Source organism: Paenibacillus sp. J31P316, from assembly GCF_056269105.1.
In genome coordinates, this window is record NZ_JBWDNI010000003.1 from 440,133 (window position 1) to 455,550 (window position 15,418).

A 15,418-nucleotide genomic window follows, 5' to 3' on the forward strand; every position below is an offset into this window, starting at 1 on the left:
GCTTGCCTTCATCCGTCCTTCGAACGGGTGTTTTTGTCGTTCGTACCCTATAGGAGTTATCCGTGCATGGGAAGAATAACAAAATAAAAGCTCGTCGTATTGACGGAAAGACAGCGACTTGGCATAATAACGTTATCGCTAAAGTGTGATCACATATCACATAAATGGAGGTGGCATAAGAAATGAGAGAAATCATTGAAGTTTCTTCGGTAAATCACGAGGTGTACGACCGGTTAAGACAGCGTATAACGCTTGGCATAATCCCGCCCGGGAAGAAGATTTCGATTCGTACCTTGGCGGACTCATTCGGGGTGAGCACGATGCCGGTTCGAGAAGCGCTGCGCAAGCTTCAAGCGGAAGGCTTCATCACCTTCGAACGGCGAAGCGTTACGGTGAACCAACTGTCCGCGGAAGAAGTCGAGCAAGTATTCACGATTCGGTTGCGATTGGAGCAGCTCGCGGCGGAGTGGTCCCTCGTGCGCGTGACGCCTAACGATGTCGGCGTGTTAGAAGATATTTTGGAGACCATGGCGAATCCGAAAATCGACGTGAACGAATGGCGCATGCTGAACAAGCTGTTTCACCTTCGGTTCTATCAATGTTCGGGATCCTCGCATCTGCTCGAGTTGATTAAGAACGTGTGGGATAAAGTGGAGCCGTACATGACGATCTATTCCAGCACGGTGGAAGATTTCAAGGAAGCGCATGTGCAGCACGGGGAAATCCTGGACATCATACGGCAGCGCGACCTGCCCTTGCTCTTGGACAAAATTTCGGATCACTTGAACTATACCTGCGAGGTGGTTACGAAAGCCATTTCGAATCAATCGTAAATCGTACATTCCAGTAAAGGGGGTGATGCCCATGAATTAAAGCTAGAGGGTTATCGAGGGGAACGTAATTAAGGTGTCATGCAGGATGAAGAAACTAACGGAGGTGTAGGCAATTGGCGCAATCAAGCATCGAACAGGAGCTATTCGAAAGCGAGTACGAACATACGGCCGTTCCCCGGGATAAACGAAAATCGCTGTTATCCGTCATGTCCATTTGGGTCGGCTTTCCGATGATCATTACCAGTGCGGTTACCGGCGCGACGCTCGTGCATGGATTAGGTTTTGCGCGCGGCATTCTTGCCATGGTACTCGGAAATGTGCTGTTGTTTGCTTATGTGGGATTATTGAGTATGCTCGGTGCGAAGGACGGGAACAATTTTTCATTGCAAGCTTCGAGAACGTTCGGGCGAAGAGGGTATATGGTCTCATCCGCGCTGCTTTCGACGCTCGTCATCGGGTGGTTTGCCGTTCAGACGGGATTAACCGGGGTTAGCATGAGCGCGGCCTTCGACGTCAATACAACGTTCATCGTGCTGTTGGCCGGCGTCTTATATGTTCTGCTTACGCTGCTGGGAATCAAGGCATTATCCATCATCGGAATGATATCGGCACCGCTTTTCCTCGTGCTAGGGTTGTACTCGGCCGTGCAGGCCGCCGGTAACGGAAACGCGATCATGAGTTATGCCGGCAATGCGGATTCGTCACTCTCGTTCTGGGTAGCGGTTACGCTCGTCTTCGCATTGTTTGCCGATTCGGGCACGATGACGTCGGACTTTACCCGTTGGGCCAAAAATCGCAAGCACGCGGCCATTTCGACTTTCGCGGCATTTCCCGTGGCCAACTTGATCGCCATGCTGATCGGCGGGGTCATCGCGGCGGCGACGCTTACCGGCTCAGGCGATGTATTCGGCGTCATTGTCGACAAGGGCGGGGCGCTGACCTGGATTGCGGTCGTGTTTCTGTTCATCAATCTCGGCTCCGTCTGCTCGCACTGCTTGTATAACGGCGCGGTCGGTTGGTCTCATATTACAGGTACCAAAATGCGCACGATGACGATCATCCTAGGGGGTATCGGAATTGTGGTTGCCGCAGTTGGCATTTGGGATTTCTTCATTAGTTGGCTGAATCTCCTCGGCGTCATCGTGCCGCCAATCGGTACCATTATCATTATGGATCAGCTGGTTACGCGCCGGTCGTCGACTGCCATCGACGCCGACATTCGTATCCAACCTTTCGTTGCTTGGGGAATCGGTTCCGCAGTAGCGCTGATCGCTAACTATCAGTTCCCTAGCATGTCTACCGCGATTTGCGGCATATTCGTATCGGCCATAACGTATGGGTTCCTATCCAAAAAGACGTCCGTCGTCGCTTCGCGCTCCGTAACGGCGAAAAGATAACGGCATCCGCGGCATGAGGCGCATCTGCCAATGCGTCTCTCGCCAAGGAAATTCAGTACTGCCATTGTAGCACACGACATTCGTACCTGACATCATAATGGAGTTGATCGCATGCGTACTTTTGCATTCAAGGAAGCCACCGTAACTTCGTTCCACGCGGCATTGCGGGAGAAAACGATTACGAGCGCCGAGTTAGTCGAGTGGTATCTAAATAGAATCGAAGAAAACAATAATCAAGGGCCTCGCCTGCAAGCCATCGTAACGGTAAATCCGCGCGCGCTGGAGGAAGCGATGGAGCTGGATGCGTATTTCGACAAGAAGGGAGGGCTTAAAGGTCCGCTGCACGGCGTACCGGTGCTGGTAAAGGACCAAGCCGAGACCGCAGGCATTCGAACCACGTTCGGGTCCAAAGCATTCGAAGCGTACGTACCGGATCAAGATGCATCGATCATCACGCTGTTGCGCGAAGCGGGCGCTATTATTCTGGCGAAGACGAGCATGTGCGATTTTGCGGCGGGATGGTTCTCCTTCTCCTCCATGACGGATCACACGAAGAACCCTTACGATCCGGAGCGGGAATCCGGCGGTTCGAGCGCGGGTACCAGCGCCGGCATTGCCGCGAATTTCGGCTTAATCGGCCTCGGCGAGGATACGGGCGGTTCCATTCGCTTGCCTTCCTCCTTTAACAACTTATTCGGCCTTCGCGTTACGACAGGCTTAATCAGCCGAAACGGGTTTTCTCCGCTCGTTCATTTCCAAGATACGCCGGGTCCGATCACGCGTACGGTCCAAGACGCGGCGAAGCTGATGGATGTCCTCGTGGGCTTCGACAGGAACGATACCTTTACGACTGCGACGGCTTGCGCATCGGATGCAGGGGGCTACGAAGCGGCGTTGGACGACGCGGCCATGCAGCAGTATCGGATCGGAATTCTGTCGAATGCGTTCGGAGACGACGGCGACCCGGACTGCGCGCCGGTTAACGATCGGGTAAGGGAAACCATCGCTTGGCTTAACGAGAACGGCGTCGAGGTCGTGGAGGATCTCGTCATCCCGGATATGGAGCAATGGATCGCGGATACATCGCTCTACGTTACGCAGTCCAAGAAGGACATTAACCAGTTCTTGTCGAGGCGTCCCCACGCGCCGGTGAAGAGTTTCAAGGACATTTACGACGCGGAGCTATTCCATCCGATGAATGATCTGTTCCACGACATTAACGGAGGACCGGAGAATCCGGAGGATGACGAGCGCTATTATCGTAAACGGCTGCGGCAAGAGGAGTTCCGCCGGACGATCGTTCATCTGATGATGGAGCACGACGTGGATTTCCTGCTCTATCCGACCGTGCGCGTATTGCCGCCGAAGCGCGAAGAATTATACGCGCAGAAGTGGACGTGCCTGACATTCCCGACGAATACGGTCATTGCTTCGCAGTCGGGGCTGCCATCCATGTCCGTTCCGGCCGGATTCGCCGCCCATCTCCCCGTAGGCTTCGAATTGGTCGGCAAGCCTTTCGCGGAAGCGGATCTTCTCCGATTCGCCCACGCCTACGAGCAGCAGGCGTCGCCGAGGAGAGAGCCGTCGCTGTGAGAACCAAGCTCGATTTGAATTGCGATATGGGGGAGAGCTTCGGCATCTATAAGTACGGGGCCGACCAAGAGATGATGCCGCTGATTACCTCCGCCAATATCGCTTGCGGTTATCACGGAGGCGATGCTCGCGTCATGCGCGAGAGCGTGGCGCTTGCCAAAGCGAACGGCGTCAGCGTAGGCGCTCATATCGGATTGCCCGATCGAGAAGGGTTCGGACGTAGATTCATGCAGATGTCGCCGAATGACATCTATGAAATCACGCTCTATCAGCTTGGCGCGCTCGAGGCCTTCCTGCGCGCGGAAGGCATGCGGATGCAGCATGTGAAACTCCATGGAGCGCTCTATATGATGGCTGCGGACGATGAAGGACTTTCCGATGCTTTCGCCGAAGCCGTCCGTGCTTTTAATCCTTCGCTGAGCGTATTCACGATGCCCGAATGCCATATGGCCACGAGCGCGTCGCGTCTTGGCTTGCGCGTCGTAGGCGAATATTTTGCGGATCGCCCCTACATCGCCGGGAAGGTGAAGATGTTCGGCTGGACGCGCGAGGAGATCGGTTCATCCGCGGAGATCGCCGGTCGCGTGGCTGCATTGCTGGAGGAACCGGAATATGCCGATATCGGTACGATCTGCGTGCACAGCGACACGGACGGCGCACCGGCGATTATGAGAGCGATCAGAGATCGAATCACGCGGTTATCGTCTTGAAATACCGATACACCTTCTCCAGCTTCTTCGCTTGCGACCCGTTCGGCTGTTCCATCCGGCCGAATTCGAAGAACTTCACCTTCTTGATGCCGACGAAGCGGAACAAGGCTTTGCGCATCAGCGCTTTATGCGCGTTGTTCAGCAAGAACAGCGGGTAGAGCGCCGGGCCTTTCATCGTGGAAACGCAGACGACGGATTTGTTTTTGAGCAATCCTTCCGGCAGCAGGCCGCCCTTGTCCCGGTAAGCGAAGCCGGACGCGAACATTTGGTCGATGTAACCAAGGAGCATCGCGGGCGGGCGGCCCCACCAGATGGGATAGACGAAGACGATCTTGTCGGCCCAGAGCAGCTGCTCCCGATAGACGGCCAACGCCGGATCGCTGTGCATATCCCGCCTGCGTTTATCCGAATTGAACACGAGCACGGGATCGAAGTCCGCCTCATACAGATCGAGCACCTTCACTTCCGTAACGGCGTCGTTCTCGCCGCTGCCCTGAATGACCTGCTGCAAAAACGCGTAGCTTAAGCTTTGGTGATTCGGATGGGTATAAATAATGAGCATGTTCATATCGATTCGCCACCTCTTTAGTTATCATTTGACAATTAAACCGTAACATGCGGACTAATAAGTTGTCAATTGATAATTATTAATTGATAATTGTTATTTGATAAATAGTTTGTTATCGTATCGGGTAAGAGGTGGTGACCGGAATGGACAAAAAGGAACTTTTCAATCAGGCGGTGTCGTTCATAACCTCCGTCCATCAGGTGACGTACGACATGACGAAGGATTTTGCGCTCGGGGACATTACGCCGGTCCAATACGGGATGCTGGAATATATCGCGGTTTCGCAGCCGGTGACCCTCAGCCAGATCAGCGACTGCAAGCATATTTCGATGCCGAACACGAGCCGCGAATTGAAGAAGCTGACCGATCGAGGGCTGTGCGAGAAATTCGATGCCCCCGACGATAAGCGCAAGCAGTACATCCGGTTGTCCGCAGCGGGACAGTCCTTCATGAACGCGGCATTCGCGCATATGGAGACGCAGTTCCAGCGTCAGCTTCGGCACGCGACCGAGGCGGATTTGCGGCGGATCGCGGAGGCCATGGAAGTACTGCAGGAGAGCTTGTTTAAAGAGGAGTTATAATCAGGCGGAGCTTGACCGAGCCGCGCGGATCACGATGAGTCCGGCCCAGCCCGGTGGCCGATCAGGAGGAATTATACGATGGCGAACCAAGAACGAATCATCCCGTCCGCTGCTACGATCGCGCCGTGGCTTTCGGTGCGCAGCGCGGCGGAAGCGCTGAAATTCTACAAGGCCGCGTTCGGTGCGGCCGAGCTGTACCGGTTGGAGGAAGAGGACGGGCGACCCGTTATTGCTGAACTCGCCGTCGGGGGAGCCAGCTTCTGGGTTCAGGAAGATCCGGAATCGAGCAAGGCGGAGGGAAGCGGCGGCGGTTCGGTTCGCATGATTCTGACCGTGAACGATCCGGACGGCTTGTTTCGGCAGGCCGCCGAGGCGGGAGCGGATGAGATCATGCCCGTCGGCGAAGGCCATGGTTGGCGGATCGGACGGATCGCCGACCCGTTCGGCCATCATTGGGAGATCGGCAGAAGGCTGGAATAGTCGAGAGGGCCGGGGAACTACGAAACGGGCCGGGAACACTTGCGAAACAAACGTACAAACACAAGAGTTCTCACCGCTGCATGCAAGAGAGCCAAGGTTCCCCGCCGGGAATCTTGGCTCTTCTTGACGTGCGTGTACCCATGCTGGAGAAATGCGGGTTGGGCCTAAAATGCTGATCAGGGCAGCCTTCACCTTTCCCTCGCATTGTGTCCTGCAGATCAGCAAAGGACCCGGACAACTTGTCCGGGTCCTTTATAATGCTGGTTTTACACCAATCCCCGCTCCATCGCCTTGACGATCAAGGTCGCGAACAGGCTGTTGGACCAGGCGAACCATGGACGCGAGAAGTCCGTCGGGTCGTCGGGGTGGAAGCCCTCGTGCATATAGCCGGTATCGGCGTCGGTGTTCACCAGCATGTCGATCAGTTCGCGAATCTCCTCATCGTCGTCGGAGGTGAGCGCCTGCATGGAAAGCGCCATATGCCACACGTAGCCTCCCGGCGTATGCGGGCTGCCGATGCCGCGCGCGAATCGGCCTTCAAAATAAAACGGATTGTCGCCGCTTAACGCGAATTTCCGCGTGTTCCGATAGACCGGATCGTCGCTGCCGACGTAGCCGATATACGGAATCGAGAGAAGTCCCGGCGTGCCGGCGTCGTCCATCAAGCAGTAATTGCCGAAACCGTCCGTCTCGTAGGCGTAGATGGGGCCATGCGTGGGATGATTCACGATTCCGTAGGCGCGGATGCCGAAGTCGATCTCCCTGCGCAGCTTCTCCGCCCGCGCGGCCAGCCGTTCGTCCTTGTAAATCTCGCTCGCGATCCGGCGGATATGCCCGAGAATGACGACGGCGAACATGTTGTTCGGGATATTGTAGCCGAACAGGCAGGCATCGTCGCTCGGGCGGAAGGCCGACCACGTCATGCCGGTATGATTCACGGGCAGGCCGCGTCCGTCGTTTTGCAGCGTCTCGGTCTCCTTGTCGGTATCGCGGACGAACCGGTACGGCGAACGTTCCATGTGCCGCTGCTCGGTAATCATGAGATCGACGATGGACGAGAGCGCCCGGTAACAGGTGTCGGTGAAGACGTCGGCGCAGTTGGTCTCCTGCCAGTAGGCATACAGCAGCTGAACCGGGAAACAGAGGGAATCGAGCTCGTATTTGCGCTCCCACATCCACGGGTTCAAGCCGCAGTCGTCGCTTGCGCGGTAATGCGCGTCGCTCGCCGTTTCGTTGAACGCATTGGTATAGGGATCGATGGTCAGGTAGAACATTTGCCGGGCGATCAGTCCGCTCAGGATGCGGCGGAGCTCTTCGTCTTCTTTGGCGAGCGGCAGATAATGGCGCACTTGCTCGGTGGAGTCGCGCAGCCACATGGCCGGGATGTCGCCGGTAAAGACGAAGGTCGTACCGTCGCCGAGCAGCTTGGTCGTCGTTTCCAGCGTGTTGGGGAAGCAGTTGCGGAACAGCCGCTGCAGCTTGGGCCGGTGGGCCAGCCGCTCGTCGGACCGGTCGAGGAAACGGGATACGGAATCAGGTACGTTCATGGGTCGGATATTCCTCCTGTAGCGTGGTATGCGGTCGCAAGAAAGAATGTCACACCGGGGCGCGAAGCGCAATATGTATCATTTGCATACGCGGCAGCGGGTAAAATCCAACACATTCCGCTCTGGGCAGCGACAATAACGAAACGCCGATTCCGCGGCGGAAAGCCCCGCCATCCCTGGGATGACGGGCTTTTTGGCATGACAATTCATATTCGACATATATACGATGGCCCGCGAAATTTTCTAGTATAAGACTTACAAACGGGCAAGACGGTTATGAATACGCTTGCTTACGAGATCATCATCCGCCTTCATATGGGAACGGAAGCGGGGTCATTGGAAAGGAGTTGGTAGGTTTTGAAGTCAAGTCAAGAGGTGGCGCTTCGGACGCAGCTTGGAACGACGAACAAGAAGATGTCCTGGCGAAGAAAAATTCTGCACAATTGGGAGCTGTACCTGTTTATCGCGCCGTGCATGCTGTACTTCATCATCTTTAATTACGTGCCGATGTACGGGGTTCAGATCGCCTTCAAAAACTTCCTGCCCGTCAAGGGCATCGCCGGCAGCGATTGGGTCGGCTTCGATCACTTCGAACGGTTCTTCCATTCGTATTACTTCTGGGATCTGCTCTGGAACACGTTCAGCATCAGCTTGTACGAACTGGCGATCGGATTTCCGCTGCCGATTCTATTGGCGCTGGCATTTAATGAAATCAAGAACGGCCTGTTCAAGCGAAGCGTGCAAACGGTTACGTACGCGCCGCATTTTATCTCCATCGTCGTCATGGCGGGGATGATCATCACGTTCCTGAGCCCGTCCTCGGGCATTCTGATCCGCATCATCGAGTGGATCGGCCTTCAGCCTGCGTCCTTCCTGGAGGATCCGCGGTGGTTCAAGACGGTCTACGTCCTCTCGGGCGTGTGGCAGAGCGCGGGCTGGGGCACGATCATCTATCTGGCTGCCTTGTCGGCCGTCGATCCGCAGCTGCACGAAGCGGCGATCGTCGACGGAGCAAGCCGTCTCAAGCGGGTGCTTCATATTAATATCCCGACGATCATCCCGACGATCGCGATATTGCTGATCCTGAACGTGGGCAACATTCTCGGCGTCGGCTACGAGAAAATCCTGCTCCTGCAAAACTCGCTGAACATCGAGTCCTCCGATGTCATATCGACCTTCGTCTACAGGTCCGGCTTGCTCAGCAACCAGCTCAGCTTCTCCACGGCCGTCGGCTTGTTCAACTCCGTGGTCAACGCAATCCTGCTCTTGACGGTCAACCGAATTGCCAAAAAAACCAGCGACAACAGTCTCTGGTAGATAGGAGGACGCATCGATGGTATCGGCAATCAAAGAATCCAAAGGGGACAAGCTCTTCCTGGTCCTGGTCTATCTCTTCTTGACGGCGGCGCTGATCGTCGTGCTTTACCCGCTGATCTATATGGTCAGCGCATCGATCAGCACGCCGAAGTACGTGAACTCCGGCGAGATGTGGCTGCTGCCCAAAGGGCTGACGCTGGAAGGCTACAAGCTCGTGTTCGGGAACGCCAAGATCTGGGTGGGCTACCGCAATACGATCGTATATACCGCCATCGGAACGCTGATCAATTTGGCGGTGACGCTGCCGGCCGCTTACGCGCTCAGCCGGAGCGACTTCGTCGGACGGAAGTTCTTCATGATCGTGATCCTCGTGACGATGTTCTTCAGCGGCGGCCTTGTGCCGACGTATCTGGTCGTGAAGAATCTCGGCCTGATCAACTCGATGTGGGCGCTGATCCTGCCGGTCTCCGCTTCCGTATGGAACATAATCGTGGCCCGGACGTTCTTCCAGTCCACGATTCCGAAGGAGCTGCAAGAAGCGGCGCATATCGACGGCTGCACCAACATGCGGTTGTTCATGCGCATCGTGCTGCCCCTGTCGGCGCCGATCATCGCGGTCATGGCGCTGTTCTACGGCGTGGGACACTGGAACAGCTACTTTACCGCCCTGATCTATCTCAACCAAGAATCGAAGTTCCCGCTGCAGATGGTGCTTCGGCAAATTCTCGTGCTCCAGCAGATGGGCGCGGAGACGAACGGCGCGGTGCTCAGCGGCGATGCGGCGAGTCTGGCCGCCTCCAAGGCGGAGATCGCCTCGCTCGTGAAATACGCCGTCATCATCGTGTCCACGCTGCCCATCATCGCCGTTTATCCGTTCCTGCAGCGTTATTTCGTGCAAGGCGTGATGATCGGATCGGTGAAAGGCTAGCAAGCGCCGCGAGGCAAGAATAACCGAAGATCCAGCCTTTCCTTCATCGGATGAGCCGCTGCATACAGCCTGACGCAGACATTCTATGAAGGGGATGCCGCCATCTTCGTTTATGATAGATAGCAACAGCATGCGATCAAAAGGAGGAACAAATGAATGAAAACAGGTAAAAGAGGGTTGAACCTGCTGCTCGCGGGCACCTTGCTGGCCGGCGTGCTGGCCGGCTGCAGCTCGACAGACAAAGAGACGGGCAGCAAGGCCGAGGGCGCCGCGGACAACGTGAACAAGGAAGGCTTTCCCGTGGTCAAGAAGCCGCTGACGCTCAGCATGATGGGACCGGACGTCGGCATTCAGAACTGGGACAAGATGCCGCTGTTCGAGGAAATGGAGAAGCTCACGGGCATTCACATGACGTTCCAAAATGCGCCGAAGGACGCTTTCGAAACGAAGAAGAGCCTCGTGTTCGTCAGCGGCAATTATCCCGATATTTTCTACGCGGCCGGATTGACGCCGGCGGAACAAATGAATTACGGCGAGCAGGGCATTCTCGTCCCGCTTGAGGGGCTGATCGATGGCTACGCGCCCAACGTCAAGAAGATTCTCGACGAGAACCCGGATATTCGCAAGTCGATCACCGCGCCGGACGGCCATATCTACGCGCTGCCGGTCATTGAATTCAACCAGCCTTGGTACCGCAATCCGCTGTGGTACAACGGCGAATTCCTGAAAGCGCTCGGGGTGGACAAGCTGCCGGAAACGACAGAGGAGCTGTACGCGTACTTGAAGCGGGTCAAGAACGAAGATCCGAACAAGAACGGCAAGCCGGACGAGATTCCGCTGTCCTCCGCTTCCCCGGGCAACAGCCTGCGCGATATCCGGACATGGCTGCTCGGCGCTTTCGGCATCTACGAGGAAGAGATTTACGTGGACGACAACGAGAAGGTCCACTATACGCCGATCGAGGCGGGCTATAAGGAATATCTGGCTTACCTGAACCGCCTGTGGGACGACAATCTGCTCGACCACGAGAGCTTCTCGCAGACGAGCGAGCAGCGCGAGGCCAAGGCGCGCAACAATCAGCTCGGCTTGTTCTCTTCCTGGACGGCCTTCCAAATGATGGGCGAAGAGCCGAACACCGACGACCCGATGTTCAGCCCGGTGAAGAGCGACTCCGTGGATAAGCCGGCCATCGCCAAGAACAAGGGCATCAACACCGGCGCGTTCGCCATCTCGAATTCGAATCCGTCGCCCGAAGCATCCATGCGTTGGATCGACTATTCGTACTCCGTTGAAGGCGCGACCCTGTTCAACAAAGGACCGGAAGGCATTCTGTGGAAATACACGGACAAAGCGACGTTCAAGAAGGAATACCTGCCGGTTCCGGGCGGCGGCGACCGCGAGGAATACCGCGGCAAAATCACGCCGAACTACGGCATTCCGGCTCCGACGATCAACCTGAAGGAAATCGATAACGGCCTGCTCGGCGACGTGGACGCCTGGATCGCCAACGAGACCAAGACCAAGCTGCTCGACCGCGGCGCGCGCATCCCGTTCCCGGTGCTGTTCCTGACGCCGGACGAACAGGCGGAGGTCACGGCCATGACGTCCGACCTTAACACGTACGTGCGTCAGATGGAAGCCAAGTTCGTCACCGGCGCGGAGCCGATGACCGGCTGGGACAGCTACGTCGGCACGATCAAGAAGATGGGCGGCGAGCGGATGGCCGAGATCTACCAAACCGCCTACGACCGCTGGAAGTCCAACTAAACAGCGGAAACGTTCATCGCCCGAAAACTCTCCGAGGGTTCATGCTGTCGGAGAGTTTTTCTTTCCGCGAATCGAACTGCGAACGTACAAATCATGCGACTGCACAGGAGGAATACTATTATGAAAATCACCAGACATCCCGCCAACCCGATCGTGGTTCCCGGCGAATTCGAATGGCGGAAGGCAACCGTCTTCAATCCGGCCGTCATCCTGGACGGGGATAAATTTTATATGATCGAGCGTACCGCCGGTTCGCTGACCCCTTGCAAAAACTATCTCGGCTTGCTGGAAAGCGAGGACGGCGTTCATTTCACCCATGTGAAAGACGAACCGATCCTGACGCCGGACGAGCTGGGCTTCCCTTACGGCAGCGTGCAGGATCCGCGCGTCGTCAAGATCGACGGCACGTTCTACATGAACTACGCGCTGCGGCCGTGCGCAATGAATTACTACCCGACGAACACGGGCGTTCCGGAGCGCTCGTTCCCGAAGTATCCGGACGGTTGGGGCGAGCAGGAGGGACATTGGCTGACCCGCTCGTCCATCGTCAAGTCGGACAATCTCGTCGACTGGGCGTTCGTCGCGGATACGACCGAGCTGGATATCAACGACCGCGACAATATCCTGTTCCCGGAGAAGATTAACGGCAAGTATGTCCTGCTGCGGCGGCCGGAGGAATATATCGGCGAAGCGTACGGCACGGAGAAAGCGGCCATGTGGATCACGTACTCCGACGATTTGATCAGCTGGGAGAAGCCGAAGCTGTTGGCCAAAGCCGAGAATATGGCATGGGAGTCCCGCAAGATCGGCGGTTCGACGCCGCCTATCAAGACGGATAAGGGCTGGCTCGTGCTGTACCACGGAGTCGACGATCAGATCGTCTATCGGGTCGGAGCGCTGCTGCTCGATCTCGACAACCCGGAGAAAATCATTGCCCGGACGCGCGACTTCATCATGGAGCCGGAGACGTATTACGAGAAGTTCGGCTACCAGATTCCGAACGTGATCTTCCCGACAGGCAATGTCGTGAAGGACGGCCTGCTGTACATCTACTACGGCGTGACGGATACGGCCATCGCGCTTGCGACCGTTCCGCTGGACGAGCTGGTGGAGCACATTTTGAATGAGCCGAAGTCTTAGGCTCTCGGCGGATTAGAACAAGGAATAGGAATAGGAATAGGAATAGGACTAGGAATAGAACAAGGAAAAGGAGCTGTCCCGAACGTCGCAGGACGGGGACGGCTCCTTTCATTTGGCGGCGGCAGGCTTACTTCGCCTGGGAGATCGGGACGCTCGCGCCGTGCAGCTTGCGGTATTGGCCGGGGGTATAGCCGGTTTCCTTCTTGAATTTGCGGATGAAGTTGGGCGCATCCAGATAGCCGACGCGCTCGATGATATCCTTTAGCGGAGCGTTGGTATGCATGAGCTGGCGGATGACTTCCTTAAGCCGGCACTGCCAAATGTAGTCCGTAAAGTTGCTGCCGACCTTCTCTTTGAAGCTGCGGCTAAGATACGAGGTGGAGGTATCGTACTTGAGGGCGATATGCTCCAGGCTGAGCGTATAGTCCGCATAGTTCTGTTCGACGTAGGCGACGATCTCGTCCATGAGCGACGGCTGCACCGTCTCGGTCTGCCGCGTGGCGGCGCTGCATATTCGAGCAGCAAGCGAGTTGAGCTTGTTCTCCAGTCCCTCGAGCGTCTCGAAGGCGTGCAGCGACGAGATATCGGCCCGCACCTCGTCCATGCCGAGCTCGGCGGAGGTGCGCAGCAGGGAATTGAGCACGTCGAAGCAGAGGCATCGCAGCAAGCCGACCGACAGCGTCTCCCGCTTGATCTTCGCCATCATGCTCGCGATCAGCTGGAGCGCCGTGGCTTCGTTGCCTTGCTTGAGGCTCTGCTCCAGCTTGAGCAGCCATTTCTTGGGGATCCAGTAGCTCTCGCCGGATTCGGCCGACGCCGGCAATTCCGTCAGTTCCTCGAAGTAAGCGATTCGGCCGCTGTGCGTCAGCATGCGCTGCTCGAGCGCCGATGCCGCTTCGAGGAAGGATTGATTCAGTCCGGACAAGCCATCGTAGACGGTGCCGACGCCCAGATTGGGCCGCTGGGGCAGGCGCTCCGCGAGTCGTTCGTCAAGCTCGCCGATAACGAGGCCGACTCGGCTATTATCGTTCTCCTCCGCCGGCAGCAGCGTCACCATGAGGGCAAGCTGATGAGGGACGGACAGCTCGACGCTGTGGATCCTGGCCCCCAGCTCGGGGAGATCGAGCTGATGGAGCCATGTGCGCAGCGCCTGTTGCTCCTCCCATGACCGTTCGCCTCGGCTCTGTTCGTCCAAGCTTAGAATCGCCGCGAAGCAGCGGGCTTGCTCCGGCAGCTCCAGTCCGGACTGGACGATCATCCGCTCGATTTCGGGATCGTCCGGTTTGCCGTGCTTGAACAGCAGCATGAGGCACTGATTGCGCACGAACGGCTCCTGCATGTCGATTCGGGCATGGTAGTCATGGATCGTCTGCTTGATCCAATCCCATTCGTTCCGGCTCTTCGGCGTATCCTTGGCGCCGTTCTGCAGCGAAGCGAACTCCAGCAGGTCGCGGATCGGATGGTACTGCCTTCTGGCAAGCAGCATCGCCGCGGCGATGCCGGTCAGCGCCGTGAAGCCGAAGACGAACAGGATGATCGTGCGAATCTGGCCGACCCGCTCGAAGAATTGGTAGCTGGGGATGGCCGTCGCGTACGTCCAGCCGTTGATCTTGGACTTGACCGTGACGACCGAATAGCGCTCGCCGCCCATCTCCATGCCGTGGATGCCGGGCTGGAGCGCGGTCAGCGACGTTAAGTCATGGCCGCGCAGGGCGTCGCCCCGGTAGCTCGCCGTCAGAAGCTCGCCCGTACCCGAGAAGATATAGCTGCTTCCGGAGAAGTCGTTCAGGATGGAATTCATGAGGCCGGTCAGCTCGGCTTCTTTGATCATGTAGAGTACGGTGCCGTACGGGTAGGGATCGTTAGTCTTGATCGGGACGAGCATCGCCAGCATGGATTCGCTGCGCGAACGCATGATTACCGTCTCGGCCGGCCGCACGGTGTTGAACGTCGTATCGTTAAGCGCCTGCTTGATCTCCTCCGGCTGCCAGCGCTCGAATCGGACCAGGTTATCGAAGACGAGGTCGAGATCGGTCATGCCCAGATTGGAGTAGATCCGATCGTCGCCGTGATAGTAGAGAAACAGCTCGTCCAATATCGAATTGTCGCTCTTGTACCGCGCCAAGGAGGCAATGGCGTCCCTGCTGTAGTAAGGATGCGACACCATGAACTTGGTGAGATGCTCGTCGAACGAGATGTTGCTCGCGGTCTCCAGCAGATTGGTCATCTGCGTGTCGATGGATTGCTTCACCTGGCTCAGCTGGTTGACGTTGGACTGCTCGATCTCGGCGCGCAGATTGGCTGTCGCGTTATGATAGATGACGTAGGTGACGCCTGAAAGCGGAACCAAAAAAATGAGAATGTAAGACAACGTATAGGTGACGAGCAATTTGGATTTGAAGCGGCTCCAATTCAAGCGGATGCCTGACGTCATGCTGGACGGTTTAAGGGATAGTTTCACGATGACCTCCTAGAAATAGTGCTGTTTGGCGTATCGAATACGCGCTTGGTTCCGCAGATAGCAAGGCGGAATCGCGGATAATAGGGAATAAGAATG

13 protein-coding genes are annotated in these 15,418 nt (G+C 56.7%); 10 read left to right on the top strand and 3 right to left on the bottom strand.

Features of this window, described 5'->3' with window-relative positions:
- Positions 1-182: 182 nt before the first annotated feature.
- The 4 genes from AC0YNU_RS13015 to AC0YNU_RS13030 all read left to right on the top strand — a co-directional run bounded on the left by AC0YNU_RS13015 (position 183) and on the right by AC0YNU_RS13030 (position 4,533).
- Positions 183-833: a GntR family transcriptional regulator gene (locus AC0YNU_RS13015; protein ID WP_475757017.1), complete on the top strand. Its 651-nt coding sequence runs from the start codon at positions 183-185 to the stop codon at positions 831-833.
- A gap of 113 nt (positions 834-946) precedes the next feature.
- On the top strand, positions 947-2,230 hold the full coding sequence (locus AC0YNU_RS13020) for a cytosine permease (RefSeq protein ID WP_475757019.1): 1,284 nt from the start codon (positions 947-949) through the stop codon (positions 2,228-2,230).
- 111 nt (positions 2,231-2,341) lie between these two features.
- On the top strand, positions 2,342-3,823 hold the full coding sequence (locus AC0YNU_RS13025; RefSeq protein WP_475757022.1) for an amidase: 1,482 nt from the start codon (positions 2,342-2,344) through the stop codon (positions 3,821-3,823).
- Positions 3,820-4,533, top strand: coding sequence for a 5-oxoprolinase subunit PxpA (locus tag AC0YNU_RS13030; protein ID WP_475757025.1), 714 nt, complete (start codon positions 3,820-3,822; stop codon positions 4,531-4,533). The genes AC0YNU_RS13025 and AC0YNU_RS13030 overlap by 4 nt, the downstream gene beginning before the upstream one ends.
- On the opposite strand, the gene AC0YNU_RS13035 is transcribed toward AC0YNU_RS13030, so the two are convergent.
- Positions 4,514-5,101, bottom strand: a complete 588-nt coding sequence (locus tag AC0YNU_RS13035) for an NAD(P)H-dependent oxidoreductase (RefSeq protein WP_475757027.1) — start codon at positions 5,099-5,101, stop codon at positions 4,514-4,516. The genes AC0YNU_RS13030 and AC0YNU_RS13035 overlap by 20 nt on opposite strands.
- Positions 5,102-5,244: 143 nt before the next feature.
- Between AC0YNU_RS13035 and AC0YNU_RS13040 the strand changes: the two genes are divergently transcribed.
- Together AC0YNU_RS13040 and AC0YNU_RS13045 are read left to right on the top strand one after the other, a co-directional pair.
- Positions 5,245-5,682 carry a MarR family winged helix-turn-helix transcriptional regulator gene (locus AC0YNU_RS13040; RefSeq protein WP_475757029.1) on the top strand — a complete coding sequence of 146 codons (438 nt, stop codon included), beginning with the start codon at positions 5,245-5,247 and terminating at the stop codon, positions 5,680-5,682.
- A gap of 78 nt (positions 5,683-5,760) precedes the next feature.
- Positions 5,761-6,162 (top strand): VOC family protein, encoded by a 402-nt coding sequence (locus AC0YNU_RS13045; RefSeq protein WP_475757032.1) that lies wholly within the window; start codon positions 5,761-5,763, stop codon positions 6,160-6,162.
- Positions 6,163-6,428: 266 nt separating this feature from the next.
- Here AC0YNU_RS13045 and AC0YNU_RS13050 read toward each other — a convergent pair whose 3' ends face one another.
- On the bottom strand, positions 6,429-7,709 hold the full coding sequence (locus tag AC0YNU_RS13050; protein ID WP_475757034.1) for a glycoside hydrolase family 125 protein: 1,281 nt from the start codon (positions 7,707-7,709) through the stop codon (positions 6,429-6,431).
- Between the two features lie 357 nt (positions 7,710-8,066).
- Here AC0YNU_RS13050 and AC0YNU_RS13055 point away from each other — a divergent pair, with 357 nt between their 5' ends.
- From AC0YNU_RS13055 to AC0YNU_RS13070, 4 genes are all read left to right on the top strand, one after another.
- Complete coding sequence (locus AC0YNU_RS13055; RefSeq protein WP_475757036.1) at positions 8,067-9,026, top strand: ABC transporter permease; 960 nt, start codon at positions 8,067-8,069, stop codon at positions 9,024-9,026.
- Positions 9,027-9,042: 16 nt separating this feature from the next.
- Positions 9,043-9,954: a carbohydrate ABC transporter permease gene (locus AC0YNU_RS13060; protein ID WP_475757038.1), complete on the top strand. Its 912-nt coding sequence runs from the start codon at positions 9,043-9,045 to the stop codon at positions 9,952-9,954.
- A 156-nt stretch (positions 9,955-10,110) separates the two neighbouring features.
- Positions 10,111-11,721: a type 2 periplasmic-binding domain-containing protein gene (locus tag AC0YNU_RS13065; RefSeq protein ID WP_475757040.1), complete on the top strand. Its 1,611-nt coding sequence runs from the start codon at positions 10,111-10,113 to the stop codon at positions 11,719-11,721.
- 120 nt (positions 11,722-11,841) lie between these two features.
- The gene (locus AC0YNU_RS13070; RefSeq protein WP_475757042.1) at positions 11,842-12,861 is read left to right on the top strand and encodes a glycoside hydrolase family 130 protein; all 1,020 of its coding nucleotides are present in this window, start codon (positions 11,842-11,844) and stop codon (positions 12,859-12,861) included.
- Between the two features lie 127 nt (positions 12,862-12,988).
- Here AC0YNU_RS13070 and AC0YNU_RS13075 read toward each other — a convergent pair whose 3' ends face one another.
- Positions 12,989-15,322, bottom strand: coding sequence for a helix-turn-helix domain-containing protein (locus AC0YNU_RS13075; protein ID WP_475757044.1), 2,334 nt, complete (start codon positions 15,320-15,322; stop codon positions 12,989-12,991).
- Between the last annotated feature and the right edge of the window lie 96 nt (positions 15,323-15,418).

Coding starts and splice junctions, on each gene's coding strand:
- AC0YNU_RS13065 (WP_475757040.1), top strand. CDS start 10,111: ATGAAAACAGGTAAAAGAGGGTTGAACCTGCTGCTCGCGGGCACCTTG.
- AC0YNU_RS13040 (WP_475757029.1), top strand. CDS start 5,245: ATGGACAAAAAGGAACTTTTCAATCAGGCGGTGTCGTTCATAACCTCC.
- AC0YNU_RS13045 (WP_475757032.1), top strand. CDS start 5,761: ATGGCGAACCAAGAACGAATCATCCCGTCCGCTGCTACGATCGCGCCG.
- AC0YNU_RS13015 (WP_475757017.1), top strand. CDS start 183: ATGAGAGAAATCATTGAAGTTTCTTCGGTAAATCACGAGGTGTACGAC.
- AC0YNU_RS13025 (WP_475757022.1), top strand. CDS start 2,342: ATGCGTACTTTTGCATTCAAGGAAGCCACCGTAACTTCGTTCCACGCG.
- AC0YNU_RS13060 (WP_475757038.1), top strand. CDS start 9,043: ATGGTATCGGCAATCAAAGAATCCAAAGGGGACAAGCTCTTCCTGGTC.
- AC0YNU_RS13070 (WP_475757042.1), top strand. CDS start 11,842: ATGAAAATCACCAGACATCCCGCCAACCCGATCGTGGTTCCCGGCGAA.
- AC0YNU_RS13035 (WP_475757027.1), bottom strand. CDS start 5,101: ATGAACATGCTCATTATTTATACCCATCCGAATCACCAAAGCTTAAGC.
- AC0YNU_RS13050 (WP_475757034.1), bottom strand. CDS start 7,709: ATGAACGTACCTGATTCCGTATCCCGTTTCCTCGACCGGTCCGACGAG.